Source organism: Luteolibacter sp., from assembly GCF_039920825.1.
Taxonomy (GTDB): Bacteria; Verrucomicrobiota; Verrucomicrobiia; order Verrucomicrobiales; family Akkermansiaceae; genus Luteolibacter.
Genome location: NZ_JBDSCX010000038.1, coordinates 170,300 through 183,299 on the forward strand (window position 1 = coordinate 170,300; position 13,000 = coordinate 183,299).

The window sequence follows — 13,000 nt, forward strand, 5'->3', positions numbered from 1 at the left end:
GCGCGCGGGGGGTGGAGTGCTGGCCTCCTTCCAACGGCCGCCGTGAGCAGGGGGCGAGCAGCTTACCCCCTCCGCACGGCGGTCGCGCACGGGCTATCAGGTGCTGACCCCCTCCGCGCGGCGGGCTCACAGGGTCACCCCGATACCTTACCCCCTGCGCGGGGCGGACGTTGGAAGCCCATCAGGCCCTTACCCCCTGCTGACGGCTGGATTTCGCAGCCCATCAGCACCTGCACCCGCGCGCGCGGCGGGATTTTACGGCCCATTGGCCACGACAACCTGTTGGTTTCCAGCGGGATCGCCATTTTCCCCGGGATTGCCGCAGGAAGCGGCGGTTCCGGTTTCACACCACCCCGGCCGGTCGGGAAAGCCGCCGGGATTCCATAACAAAAAAACAGAACCGCCACTATGGCCAGTAACCAAATACCACAAAACTACAACCCCGTGATCACCCTAGCCGAGGACGCCGCCGATGGCGCGGACAAGCATGGAGTGGCCATCGGCCTGAAACAGAACACCGCCGCCGTCATCCGTGCCGAACTGGCCGCGCTGACCTCCGGCGAGGAGACCGCCGCGCTGAAACGCACCGCCAAGGCCACCGCCTCCGCGGCGAACAAATCCGCGGACTCGAATGCCAAGGCGTTCATCGCCCGCTTCATCCAGCTCGAGAAACCGCGCATCGGCAGCCAATGGGGGCCGCTGTGGCAGGAAGCCGGATTCACCGGAGGCTCCATCAGCAATCCCGCCAGCCAGGAGGACCGCTTCGTGCTCATCGGGGAAATGGCGAAATTCCTCGGCAACCATCCCGAGTGCGTCGTCACCGATCCACTCCGGCCGGATCTGGATCTGACGGAGGCCGTGGCCACCGCGCTCTATCAAGCCAGCCTCGCCGCCCGCACCGGAGTGAACAACGCGACCAACCAGAGCAGCGCTGCCGCCAACGCCCGCGAAGTGGCGCTCGATGCCATGCGCCGCCGCCTCGGTGGTCTGCGCGACGAGCTGATGCAGATCCCGGTCCCCGGTGACAGCCCGCTGTGGTATGCCTTCGGCTTCAACCGCCCCGACGATCCATCCACCCCCGGCATTCCGGAAAACCTGACCTTGGCCGGCGGGGCCGCCGGCAGCGGCACCCTCATCGCCGATTGGAATGCCGCCCGCCGCGCCACCGGCTACCGGGTGAAAGTCCAAGTCCCCGGCGAGCCCGAGCCCCGCAGCTTCGGCCTCTTCGCGGATGACCAGACCACCCTCACCGGCCTGCCCCTCGGCGTCCTGCTCACCGTCACCATCACCGCCCACAACGAATCCGGCGACGGCCCGGCCAGCACCCCCGCCACCATTACCCTGAGTTGATCGAAAAAATCCCCGCAGGCGCGCCTTCATCCGCACGCCTGCGGGGAAATTGTTTTCACTCGAGTCGGAGTGCCGCCGGTTGGAGGGATGATCTGAGTTTGTGAGGACCACATTCAATGCTCGTTATTCGGGACTCGAACCCTTCGAGACCCCTTTGACTGACCCCTTCGACGCCAAGAGGAACTGAATGATGGACAAGTTTTCCTGCTCTGATATTAAAAATATTTCAAATTATATCACAAATCATATGACTAAAATAGTAACTGTTCAATATCCTGAGCTTCGCTCAATCCTCGATAATTACGAAGGAGGGTTGCTTCCATATCAATCGACGGACGGATCCGCTCCGTTTCTTATAATTAAAGCGCCCAAGGAATTCTTGCTGACAGCAAAAATTCGTGGGCACTTTAAAATATATCTAGTTCCTGATGTTTATTTAACAGATCATACCTGTGGCTTGGTGACGGCATTTTTTGACGATGCGGACGAGCCTCTGGTGATAAAGACATTACTTGCTGAAATTGATATAAAAAATAGAAAAAGTGAAAAATTGCTAATTGAAATCCTAGAATCTTCCGAATTTGACGTGCATTTTGTTGATGATCATAATAGGGAATTTTTGGGATATAGAGCAAAGAACGATGCGCCTACGAAAATCATCAATAAGATCAAAATCCCTTTGATCTCATTCTCTCATGACAATATTAATCAATATCTCAACCATCTTCAAAAATGGTTTGGCTTGCGTACGGCTGCCGATGACGCCGACGCTATCACCATTTCTTTGAAAGAAACGCTTATGCCACTTGATATCGCAGTAATAGATTTGACTGCGCAATCTAATGTTAAACAGAGCAACCAGACGAATAGACCGGCAACATTAGAACGTGAAAATCCCGGGCCATCGCAAGAATCTGATATTCTTCGGCTATTGCAGCGATCATTCCATTCTGACGCGATCTTTCTGAATCCCGTGAGATTGGATAATAATAAAGAAATTTGCGATATTTTGGTGATCACCACTGAGATTTTCTATTTTATTCAGGCAAAGGATAATCAAAATACCGGGGCGGCGCTGAATAGAAAATTAGAGAGGAAAAGAGCAAAAACCAAAGAGCAAATTGCCAAGGCGTCGAGGCAAATTCAAGGAGCAATACGTTACTGGAAAAACAAAAATATCCTGGAGATATCCGTAAACGGTGAATCCATGGAATTTGAGACGACCAACAAAAAAGTGGTTGGATTGATAGTCGTTGGCGAATTGTTTGAAAAGGATACCGAGCGATATCTAGCGGAAACAATGGATCTCTGGTTGAATACTGAAAAGTATTGCCTCATTCTCGATTATTCGGATTTACACCGCATAACGGCAAACCGAGGATCGGAAGACGATTTTATTGCTGCCTTGGACGCAATTATTCAATGCATCAGGGAAGAGGGGCGTTTTCCGAGACTTTCGTTCACCGCGGAAAGAATTGAGAGTTTTTTGGCGAATCAATAGCAAACTAAGGTTATGCTGAAGACGCCCTGAAATACTCAACCCTCAGTCTATAAACTGATTATTTATGACTACAGGTCTGCTTCTCTGCATGGAATTGCACGTCAGAAGGGCAGGATCTTGATCAAGCCGTCGATCGAAAGTTTATCAAAACTCCCGTCTGACAGACTCATATCGAACAGCGTGCCGTTTGCTGGCTGATTTACAAAGACCCGATCGCCCGAGTGGTTCCAGACGTTATAGATGTCGAACTGGCCAGAACCACTCGTCTCGAGGTAGGTGCAGCTATCGTCGGCTTGTGTCGCCCGTTGACGATCAACCCCCTTGATCCATTGGACTAGATGCTTGGGATATTCACCCGTCGACAGGTAGCCACAAACTAAGTCTATCGAGTCCCCTTGCTGCATCAGGTCAAAGGCGATGCACAATCGTCTGGGCAGAAGCACCAGGGCCAGAAGCTCTGGAACAGCTTTTTCTACGTCGATGAATGCGAGTAAATCGGCTCCGTCTCCCTGCTTTAAGAACTTCAACTTCACGGCCACAACCTCCTTATCGCCCCACCTCCGAAGGCGCATCAACCCGCCGTTGAATCTGGCAGGGAGCATGAAGAATTCGTCGTCAACCTCGACACTTGGAGCCCCGCATGCGGGTAGGTGCTCAATAGCGCTCCAAATAGTGTCCGAATATATCACAGGTTGGCAGCTTCCATCCCAATTCACCCCATACAGCACTGGACAGACATCAGAGATCCCCAAGTAATTGAAGCCAAAGAATGCATCGCAAGCCGAATGATAAATGAGATCTGAGAAGTCAGTTTTCAGATGTGTATCCTTGACCGCCTCAAAGTTAAGGAAGGTGTAGAGCGTTGATCCACAATAGACTACAACGACTACCCGTTCCTGGGTCGCCTCGGTGACAAACAGATCTCTTATACTCTCCCCTGGCGGCGCCTCGAAGAACGGTTCAGCGGCGAATTGCTTGCTTGGATTCCACCGAAAACATTTCTGTGAGTTGAATATCACGACTATCCACTCCTCCTTAAAGCGAATGATTTCCGCATCCTGAAACGACAAATTCCCCTGCGCAGGCAGACATGCTATGCGTTCGTAGGGAAATAATGGCTTTCGCAGAGAAGCTTCGTCTTCACACACAAAAAGCCAACCCGGCGTTTCGATCTGTTGTGCAATAATAGCCGGAGCTATGTCCGGAAAGAGAATATCCGCATTAAGTCTCAGCAATCCGCGCAACGAGTCTATGAGGCGCTTTAAGTTTTCGAAGAAGTATTTGTCGTCATTGTAGTGATCGCGAAACCGGTCTTTTAACATTCGGTATTCGCTGACAAATTGGCCAAGGTAGCCATTGAAATAATAGGAATGGATCGCACTAGGAGCGCGATGTCTGATTTCCTCCAGGAGATCCTCCGGCAAGCGCTCAAGGCACTCGTAGCAGATGATTGCGAGGTTGATAAACTTGTCGTTGTTCAACGCGGGGGGATTATCTGAGTTTTCGGTCCATAACTGGAGTTGGGATTCCAGTTCTCCCATCTCCACGAGCGCCTTCACAAGGCCCTGTGAAAACCGGAACTGTTCGCGTTTGTTTTTGATGCTGTTGTTCGTTTCCCGGAGGGCGTCTCCGAGGAGTTTGAGCTGCAGGGAGTCGATCCAGTAAGCTCCGGCGGGCAGTACCTCCCTGATGAGTTGACGGGTCTCCGCGTCGTTTCCCGAATACTTCGCGTCGGACAGTTTCAGCCTTCCCACCCGAGCTTCGATCTCTTTCTTGAGTTCCTCGGTCTCTCGCCGAGCACGCTCGCGATTAGGGTTTAGGAAATTAATGAATTCGGCCAGTTTAGCGTAGTCGTGCCCGTAGCTGATAGGAGAAACGTTGCACTGTCTCAGGAGCGGCAGGTGCGCTTCTGCCTCGATGTCCCGCTCATTGAGCAGGATAAAATGCTGGTGGGTGTGGCCGGGGAACCATTCGTTGAGGAACCCGAAGACGGTGGAGAAATCCTCGTCCATCACGCCATCGCGGCTGCACCCAATGAAAAGGAAATGGTAATCGCTCCAGAGCTTCTTCAGCAGCTCCTTATAGCCGAGTTCGTTCGCGAGGTTGGCGTAGTCTTCCTTACTCAGAACGATAGTTTCGGGTTTGTTCCAGATGCCGTGGAGATGTAGGATGAAGCGCGGATCATTAGAGAGCGCTCCGCGGACTTCCTCGTATTCGGACCAGTCGAAGACTTCGCGGGTGCGCAGGCGGCTCCGTGCGGAGAGCAGCTTGTCGTAATTCGTGGTAAGGAGGATGGGCGTGCACAAATCCTCGATACTATCGAGCAGATCCGGGGAGCGAATTACGGGCCCACCGAAAAGGTCCTTTAGCCAGTTGGAGAAAGGGTGCCCAGGCGCGCCGAGGATGGCTTTCATGATGTCGGCGCTCTCGATGAGATTGCCGCCATCCAATTGCTCGCGCGCCGTATGGATCCGCGTGGAGTCGAGGCGGTGCATTTCTGCATAGTACAAGCCATTCTCGATAGCGGCCTTCCATCCCGGCAAATTGGCCGCAGCATACGATACGCCTGCTCCAATGACTGGGATCACCTTATCGTCTCTAAGGAAGGCCTGCAGATTATCTAGGGGGGTGTTCATGCTCTCGTGCGTTCGAAAACGGAATCGATGGGGTCAGTCCCGGCTAACAAGCCCGGCTTGCGACTTTGCCCGGTCATTTCTTCGGGCGGCGTTTGATTCTGTTTTCGAGCGTCTTGAGGTCGGCCTCGTCCTCGCGGTCGGCGTTGTGGGCGTCCTGCTGGTTGCGGCAGCGGTCGAATTCCAGATAGAGTTCGTTCGTTTTCAACTCCACCTGTTTCTGGCTGATGCGGCCGGCGTGGGTCAGCAGGGTGAAGCCGTTGGAGGTGATCATCTGGTCGACGTTTTCCTTCCAGAAGCTGATCCGCGTTTCCTGACGGTTTTTGGCGCGGAGCTCGGCGGTTTCCAGGAAGATGACGATGAGACGATTGAGGGTGTCGATCTCGTCCTCGGTCAGGTAGTTTTTCGCGACGAGGATATCGGTCTTGCGGACCTTTCCACCCTGCCAGTTGAGCAGGCCGAAATGCGGGTCGGCAGGATTGGCCCGTGCGGTGATGAGTTCCGCGGCGGTTTTCCCGGTGACGGCGAACAACAGGCAATTCTGGACGGTGGCAAAAAATTGGGGCGTGGCTTGGTCCGTCTTGTCGTAGTCGGTGCTGAGGGCGATGAGATCGCGGACCTTTTGGTAAAAGCGTTTTTCCGAGGAGCGGATATCGCGGATGCGCTCGAGCATCTCGTCGAAGTGATCCGGCCGGCCATCGGGGTTCCTGAGGCGCTCGTCGTCCATGACGAAACCCTTGAGCAGGTAATCCTTCAGGATGGTGGAGGCCCAGCGGCGGAACTGGACGCCACGGGGCGAGCGCACCCGGTAGCCGACGGCGAGAATGGCGTCGAGGTGGTAGAGCGTGAGGGAGCGCTGCACTTCGCGAGAACCTTCGATTTGAACTGTCAAGGATTCCTTGACAGTTGCCGCCTGGTCCAACTCCCCGTCCTCAAAGATGTTCTTCAGGTGCAGGGATATGTTCTGTTTCGTGGCGTCGAAGAGTTCCGCCATCTCAAGTTGCGTGAGCCAGACCGTCTGTTGATCCGCCCGGAGCTGGATACGGCTTTTTCCGTCTTCGGTGGTGTAGAGAATGAGACCGGTCATGGGGACGGGGGAAAGGTCATATCAGGGCGCGGATATCAACAGTCGATAGAGATGCTCGACAGCTCACTCCGCTTGGCAAGCCGGGAATGGGGGATTGCCTAGCGGAGGCTGGAGGAGAGGCTTCGCTCGGTTCCTTGGCATCGACGCTCACAGAGCGACGCTACAAGGCGGTGCGGTCACTGACACGCGGGCTTAACGCCGCGGGCCTTCAACGCCGTGGATTTACCGAGGAAGACATCAGGGAACTCAAAACCGCTTTTAAAAAGCTGTTTTTGAAAAAGGACGCCAATCTCGCCATCGCCCTCAGCTCGCTGAAGGCAACCCACACCGCAGACACGCATCACGTCAGGCTTCTGATCGATTCCATCGAGAACTCCCAGCGCGGCGTGACCCGCTGAAGCGGCATCACTTGATGCCTGCGCCGGTTCCGGTGAGCTTGATGTCGAACGGGTTTTCGTCCTTGTCGTTGCTCTTGATATGGATGGCTGCGTTTTTCACGCCGATGGACTTCGCCTTGAAGGTGACGACGAAGCTGGTGTCACTCTTCTGGGCGACGCTGGTTCCACCAAGTTTGGAGACGGTAAACTCCGTTTTATTTTTCCCGTCCACGGAGATGGAGATGTTTTTGAGCGTGGCGGTTCCGGTATTTTTGATCGTGAAGGTCTTGGAAACTGATTTCCCGACGAGGGCGGTGCCGATGTTTTTCTTGGACGCGCTGCCATCAGTTAATGCGGCGCCGTGCCCTTGGACGATGGAAATTTCCGGACCTTTTGGCGGATCGCCGCCACCAATCGTGAAGGTGCCCTCCATGATGCCGGCTCCCAGGCCGATATCGAATTTCCCGATCCCGTTCTGGCTGTAAAGCCCGACGTAAGCCTTCTCCTCGACGCCGCTCACCAATCTGTCGAACGTGCAGTCGGTTTCTCCGACGAAATGCGCGGTCACCGCGTAGGTGGTGGAAATGTCAACGAAGTCCCCCGTGATTTTTGCGGCGGTGAATCCATTTCCAGAAGCGGCGAAGGTGCCTGACCAGGTGCCAGTGGTGGCAAGAGGAGCGGAACTCGTGACGATGGTGAAGGTCAGCGTTTTTCCCACCAGCGCGGCGGGATCGATGTCCGCATCGGTGACGGCGAAAGCGGAGGAGAGGGAGGCGAGGACCAAGGCGGAAGCGAGCGGGAGGAGTTTCATAATTCGTGTTCGGTCTTGCTCGCCGATATTGGCGGTTTTGCAAGGGCCGAATTCACGGCTGCCGCCCACGGTGATGAAGCTAGGGAAAGGAGCTTTCTCACGGTATGCGGGATTCACCAACGCGTTGAGCCGCTTCATCAGCAGGCTTTTCTTCGATCCGCTAGGACCTAACTTGAGAGCATTCAGGACGATGCGCCGCAACGCGCCGAGGTTCCTGGCGGCGTTGCCAACCGACGTCTGATTGTGGTCCTCACGGAACATGGTGTCCAATACCCAGTGGCATTGGTTCCCGATGTTCCAATGCGTGCGGACGTGATCTTGAGATTACCCTGCGGAGGCTGGAGGAGAGGCTTCGCTCGATTCTTTGGCATCGACGCTCACAGAGCGACGCGACAAGGCGATCCGGTCACTGCTTTGGGAGCCCATTCATTTTGCCGGACTTTCCATGCCTGCCTTGAGCACGGAGAAGAACGCTGGCTTGGGTTTCAGTTGCCGGTCGATCAGCAAGGGGTGGTTGGTGCGTCCGCGGATCGGGAAGCCGTTCAACCAACTGGTCCCGTCGTCGAGGCCCCAGAAGGTGACGCGGGTGATGGACCTGCGGTGCTTCAGATAGATGCCGAAAATCTCGGCGTAGCGCCGCGCGAGTTTTTCCTGCATGTCATCCGGGAAGCCGCCGGTGTAGGGATTGGCCGCCGGGTCGGCCTGCTCGCGGCGGTTGATATCGGCATTTCCCTGGGGTCCGCGGCCGGGGAGAATGTCCACGTCGAGTTCGGTGATCATGACCTTGAGGCCGAGATCGGCGAAGGCCTGGATGGTCTTCTCGATTTCGCCGGGCGACGGCTGGTTCAGATTGAAATGCGACTGGGTGCCGATGCCGTCGATGGGGACCTTGCGTTCGAGCATGCCCTTGATGAGCTTCACGCAGTTGGCGCGCTTGCGTTCGTTTTCGAGGCCGTAGTCGTTGTAATAAAGCTCGGCCTGCGGGTCGGCTTCCCGGGCGAAGCGGAAGGCGTGGTCGAGAAAGTCGTCGCCAATGATTTTCCGCCACGGCGAGTCGCGCAGGAGATCCGGGCCGCCGTCGGAAAGCGCCTCGTTGACCACGTCCCAGCCCTTCACCTTGCCCTTGAAGTGGCCGACCACGGTGTGGATGTGGTCCTCCATCCGCTTGAGGAGTTCCTCACGGGTGGCGGGCTTTCCATCCGCTCCCTGGAAAACCCACCGCGGCGTCTGGCTGTGCCAGATGAGGTTGTGGCCGATGAGGGCCATTCCGTGTTTTTCCGCGAAGTCGGCGTAGGCGTCCGCGCCCTTGAAGTCGTAGCGGTCCGGTTGCGGATGCAGCGACTGCCACTTCATGTCGTTCTCCGGGGTGAGCGCGGAAAACTGGCGGGCGGCGATCTCGCCGGCATTGGCGTTGCGGCCATCGACTTGCGCCGTGTTCAAGGCAACGCCGACGAGGAAGTCGTCCTTGAAGGCGCTGCGCAGTGTCGCGGTGTTTTTGTCCGGTTCCTCGGCGGTGGCGGATTGGAAAACGGACACCACAACGCTTGTCAGCACGAGAATCAGTTTTCGATCGGTTAGGAACATGGCGTTGATGGGATGGGTTACCGCGGCGGCTCAGCGGAAAATTTTCTGCGAGAAATTGTAGAGCGCGGCCGACCAGTGGGTGGGGTCGTGGCCGTGGTCGTCCACGTGCCAGACATACGGCACTTCCTTTTCCTTGAGGTAGGTCTGCACGCCCTTGCTGATCCGGAATAGGCCGTCCTTGCTGCCGCAGGTGATCATCAGCAGCTTGAGCTTCCTCGCCGCAGCGGGATCCGGCACCAGTTCCGCGGGCGGCTTGGTGTTAGGGGCAGCGGAAAACGCGCCGAGCCAGGCAAAGGTATCGAGATGACCGAGTCCGAAATTGAGCGTCTGGCCGCCCCCCATGGAAAGCCCGGCCAGCGCGCCCCTCACGGTCGGCGCGGGTGCTGTAACGCTTCTCGATGGTCGGGAGCACGTCGTCCAACAGGTCGCGCTCGAAGACGGCGAAGGCGGGTGCCGCGCCCATCCCGGCGTCGGCGCGATCGTCCTTCTGCGCGCGGCCGTTAGGCATCACCACGATCATCGGCTCGGCCTTGTGGTCGGCGATGAGGTTGTCCATCAATGCGTCGACGTGGGAGAAGCGCTGCCACTCGGTCTCGTCGCCACCGATGCCGTGGAGGATGATGAGGACGGGATATTTCTTGTCGGTGGAATAGCCGGGCGGGGTGTAAACCTGCATCTTGCGGGTGGTGCCGACGGTTTTCGAATCATACTCGATCGTTTCCAGCCTGCCGTGGGGAATGCTGTCCCGCGTCTCATTGAAACCAGCGGGTGGAGCGTCGTAGGCGGGCTTGTCGTCCGGATCTAACTTCACTTGGTCAGGGTTGGCGGGGATCGTTGGCTCGGCGGGACCGGCAGACAAGGGACCGCGTGCGGCCTTGAAGTCGGACGAGCCGAAGTCGCCCACCTTGCGGGTGAAGGCGATGCCGTCCTCGCCGACTTTTCCGGTGTATTCGATGCGCATTTCGTTACCCTGGAAATTCACGACCTGCACGAAGCTCAGGCTCTCGCCCTCGACCTTGCCGTCCTGGATTTCCGCCTCGCGTGAGTTTCCTCCGAACTGCGAGATCGTCTTGCCGGTCAGCTTCCCGCCTTCCGTTTTGAACTCGAACTGGATCTTCTGTGGCCCGCGCCGGCCCTCGAATTCGGCGTGCCAGGGACCGGCGATCTCGGCGGAGTGGGCGAGCATGGCGAAAAGCCCTAAGGCGGTGACTGTGATTGTGGATTTCATGGGTTAAATCGGTGGATAGCCTACGGAGAGAATGGCGTCGAGGTGGGTGGGTCGTGACTGGGACCTCGCGTCCGCCCTCTGTCTGAGGTCATATCAGGGCGCGGATATCAACAGTCGATAGAGATGCTCGACAGCTCACTCCGCTTGGCAAGCCGGGAATGGGGGATCGGCGGCGGAGACCGTTCCAGAGGCTTCGCTCGATTCATCCACATCGACGCTCACAGAGAGCGCCGCTACAAGGCGGTGGCGCTATTTTCCTGCCTTCGGCATCCGCGCGAGGGTCGCCCGCAGTTGGCGGTCGCGGGCTTCGAGATTTTTCACCACTCCGGCCTGGGCTGCGGGAGGAGCGCTGCCGTCCGGCATGCCGACGATTTGGATTTCCCGCGCGTCCTGCAGCGCGGCGAAGTTCGCCTCGAAGGCCTGATAGGCTTCCTCCAGCGATCCCATTTCCAACAACGGCTCGCCGGCAATTTCCGGGGAATGAGGACCGGTCTTTTGAAGCGACTGACCTTTGATCAGGAGTCCGCCTGTCACGAGCAGAACGATCAAGGCGGTGGAAAGGATCGCGATCCGTCCGCGATTCTGTTTCCACCCTGGCACGGGCTTTGGATCGGTCGTCTTCCGCTCCATGTGCTGTTTCGCTTCCTGGAATCGATCACGGAATTCCGCCACGGTCCGGAAGCGCAGGTCCGGCTCTTCCTGCAGCGCCTTCAGCAGGACCTCATCGATCCGCATGTCCACCGCCGCGCGTCGTGATGGGGGCGTGATGACGCCGCTGCCCGGGCGCTGGCCGGTGATCATTTCATACAGCACCACGCCCAGGGAATAGATGTCCGCCCGGTGGTCGGACGGTGCGGAAGCGCGTTGCTCGGGAGCGGCGTAGTCCGGCGTTCCGACGGCGATGGTATGCGCCGCCGGAAGACCCGGCACGGCTTGATGGATTCCCTCCGCGGCGGGCTCGTCCATCATCCGGGCGATGCCGAAATCCGCGATCTTCACGGTGCCGTTGCGGTCGATGAGCAGGTTCTCCGGCTTCACGTCGCGGTGCACGATCCCACGCTCATGCGCCGCCTGCAGGGCATCGCACACCGGGGTGATGATGCCCAGCGCTTCGTCCGGGGTCAGCTGCCGGCTCTGGATCAACTGCCGCAGGTTCACCCCGTCCACGAACTCCATCAGCAGATAGAAATACCCGCCGGCCTCGCCGAAGTCATGCACGCCGACGATGTGCGGGTGATTGAGCGCCGCGAGCGATCGCGCCTCGCTGGCGAAGCGCCGCGCGAACATCGGATCGCCCGCGCGCTCCGGGGCCAGCAACTTCAACGCGACATGCCGGTGCAGCGATTTCTGCCGCGCCTTGTAAACCACGCCCATGCCGCCGCGTCCGATCAGGGACAGCACCTCCAACTGCGGGAAAAATTCCGCCAGCTCCTCCACGGTGGGGACGGCAAGTGGCTCCTCATCCGCCGCTCCTCCGATCCGCGTGAGCGTGTCGAAGTTCAGCGCCCCCAGGCATCGCGCGCACAAGCCGTCCACGCTGCCGCCCGCCAACGGTGCTCCGCAACGCGGACATGCGGTTCGCGCATCCGCTTCCGTCGCCACCGGGTTTTCATTTCCAGCAACTTCGCTCATCGTTGGCCCAAGGTTGAAATCAGTGCCCGCATTTCATCATCCACTTCCTCGGGCGAGGAAACGGTGCCCGCCACCTCCGCGCGGAAGATTTCCCGGAAGCGCCTGCGGAAGCGGTGCACCCCACTTCGCGCCGAAGCCGGGAGCAATTGCAGCTCGCGTGCGATGGCCGCATAATCGATGTCTCCGCGCTCCGCCGTGAGGCAGGATTTCAGCACCGCGAAGTCACCCGGCCGCGTGCTCCGCTCATACTCGCGCCGGAGGTGATCCAATGTCGTCTGCATGAGGACCATCGCCCAGTTCCGATCGAACAGCAGCTCATCCGGCAGGGTCGAGCTCGCCGCGCTGTCGGCTGAGAACAAGCGTTCGCCTTCCTCGGATTGAAGGCTCACCAGTTGCGAGCCGCCGCCGCGTTTCTCCGCCCGCGCGCGGTCCCACTCGTTTGCCAGGAACCGCTTCATCGCCACCAGCAGGAAAGTCCGCAAGCGCCCGCGATCCGGCTGTGCGGAAGACAGCCAGCCTTTTTCCAACAGGCGTGAGAAGAACTCGTGAGTTAGATCCTGCGCGTCATGCGGCGAGTATCCCCGCCGCCGCGCGAACGCATACAGCGGCGAAAGATACTGCTGATAGAGCGACTCCACCGAGGCATTCACCTCCGCCGGCGAATGCCCTTGCGCGCCGATGACGATGGACCACCGGGTGGTGTGGAATTCTCCCAAGTGGGTGTGGAAGGCATGCGGCATGGGGATTAGATCAGAGAAGGTGCTAGGACGGTGTCTAGCGAACGAAGGATGGCACGA

The 13,000-nt window shown here is 57.9% G+C and carries 11 protein-coding genes; 3 read left to right on the forward strand and 8 right to left on the reverse strand.

The window, feature by feature from the left end:
• Positions 1-444 precede the first annotated feature (444 nt).
• Together ABIQ96_RS09915 and ABIQ96_RS09920 are read left to right on the forward strand one after the other, a co-directional pair.
• Positions 445-1,350, forward strand: coding sequence for a fibronectin type III domain-containing protein (locus ABIQ96_RS09915; RefSeq protein ID WP_348214420.1), 906 nt, complete (start codon positions 445-447; stop codon positions 1,348-1,350).
• A 247-nt stretch (positions 1,351-1,597) separates the two neighbouring features.
• A complete protein-coding gene (locus ABIQ96_RS09920) occupies positions 1,598-2,851 on the forward strand; it encodes a hypothetical protein (protein WP_348214421.1) in 1,254 nt (417 codons plus the stop codon).
• Positions 2,852-2,952: 101 nt separating this feature from the next.
• Here ABIQ96_RS09920 and ABIQ96_RS09925 read toward each other — a convergent pair whose 3' ends face one another.
• Both ABIQ96_RS09925 and ABIQ96_RS09930 read right to left on the reverse strand, forming a co-directional pair.
• Positions 2,953-5,487, reverse strand: a complete 2,535-nt coding sequence (locus ABIQ96_RS09925) for an SIR2 family protein (protein WP_348214422.1) — start codon at positions 5,485-5,487, stop codon at positions 2,953-2,955.
• Positions 5,488-5,560: 73 nt separating this feature from the next.
• A complete protein-coding gene (locus tag ABIQ96_RS09930; protein WP_348214423.1) occupies positions 5,561-6,571 on the reverse strand; it encodes a virulence RhuM family protein in 1,011 nt (336 codons plus the stop codon).
• 134 nt (positions 6,572-6,705) lie between these two features.
• Between ABIQ96_RS09930 and ABIQ96_RS09935 the strand changes: the two genes are divergently transcribed.
• Positions 6,706-6,969, forward strand: a complete 264-nt coding sequence (locus ABIQ96_RS09935; protein WP_348214424.1) for a hypothetical protein — start codon at positions 6,706-6,708, stop codon at positions 6,967-6,969.
• Between the two features lie 7 nt (positions 6,970-6,976).
• Here ABIQ96_RS09935 and ABIQ96_RS09940 read toward each other — a convergent pair whose 3' ends face one another.
• From ABIQ96_RS09940 to ABIQ96_RS09965, 6 genes are all read right to left on the reverse strand, one after another.
• Entirely contained in the window at positions 6,977-8,020 is a 1,044-nt protein-coding gene (locus tag ABIQ96_RS09940) for a choice-of-anchor D domain-containing protein (RefSeq protein ID WP_348214425.1), read from the reverse strand.
• Between the two features lie 165 nt (positions 8,021-8,185).
• Entirely contained in the window at positions 8,186-9,343 is a 1,158-nt protein-coding gene (locus tag ABIQ96_RS09945) for an endo-1,4-beta-xylanase (protein ID WP_348214426.1), read from the reverse strand.
• Between the two features lie 30 nt (positions 9,344-9,373).
• Positions 9,374-9,685, reverse strand: coding sequence for a hypothetical protein (locus tag ABIQ96_RS09950; protein WP_348214427.1), 312 nt, complete (start codon positions 9,683-9,685; stop codon positions 9,374-9,376).
• Positions 9,603-10,571, reverse strand: a complete 969-nt coding sequence (locus ABIQ96_RS09955; protein ID WP_348214428.1) for an alpha/beta hydrolase-fold protein — start codon at positions 10,569-10,571, stop codon at positions 9,603-9,605. The genes ABIQ96_RS09950 and ABIQ96_RS09955 overlap by 83 nt, the downstream gene beginning before the upstream one ends.
• A gap of 249 nt (positions 10,572-10,820) precedes the next feature.
• A complete protein-coding gene (locus tag ABIQ96_RS09960; protein WP_348214429.1) occupies positions 10,821-12,203 on the reverse strand; it encodes a serine/threonine-protein kinase in 1,383 nt (460 codons plus the stop codon).
• Positions 12,200-12,943, reverse strand: coding sequence for a sigma factor (locus tag ABIQ96_RS09965; protein ID WP_348214430.1), 744 nt, complete (start codon positions 12,941-12,943; stop codon positions 12,200-12,202). Before ABIQ96_RS09965 ends, ABIQ96_RS09960 begins: the two co-directional genes overlap by 4 nt.
• Positions 12,944-13,000: the final 57 nt, after the last annotated feature.

What these genes read in the sequence shown, in the direction of transcription:
- ABIQ96_RS09945 (WP_348214426.1), bottom strand. Translation starts at nt 9,343, where the DNA reads ATGTTCCTAACCGATCGAAAACTGATTCTCGTGCTGACAAGCGTTGTG.
- ABIQ96_RS09920 (WP_348214421.1), top strand. Translation starts at nt 1,598, where the DNA reads ATGACTAAAATAGTAACTGTTCAATATCCTGAGCTTCGCTCAATCCTC.
- ABIQ96_RS09925 (WP_348214422.1), bottom strand. Translation starts at nt 5,487, where the DNA reads ATGAACACCCCCCTAGATAATCTGCAGGCCTTCCTTAGAGACGATAAG.
- ABIQ96_RS09955 (WP_348214428.1), bottom strand. Translation starts at nt 10,571, where the DNA reads ATGAAATCCACAATCACAGTCACCGCCTTAGGGCTTTTCGCCATGCTC.
- ABIQ96_RS09940 (WP_348214425.1), bottom strand. Translation starts at nt 8,020, where the DNA reads ATGTTCCGTGAGGACCACAATCAGACGTCGGTTGGCAACGCCGCCAGG.
- ABIQ96_RS09950 (WP_348214427.1), bottom strand. Translation starts at nt 9,685, where the DNA reads ATGGGGGGCGGCCAGACGCTCAATTTCGGACTCGGTCATCTCGATACC.
- ABIQ96_RS09965 (WP_348214430.1), bottom strand. Translation starts at nt 12,943, where the DNA reads ATGCCGCATGCCTTCCACACCCACTTGGGAGAATTCCACACCACCCGG.
- ABIQ96_RS09960 (WP_348214429.1), bottom strand. Translation starts at nt 12,203, where the DNA reads ATGAGCGAAGTTGCTGGAAATGAAAACCCGGTGGCGACGGAAGCGGAT.
- ABIQ96_RS09930 (WP_348214423.1), bottom strand. Translation starts at nt 6,571, where the DNA reads ATGACCGGTCTCATTCTCTACACCACCGAAGACGGAAAAAGCCGTATC.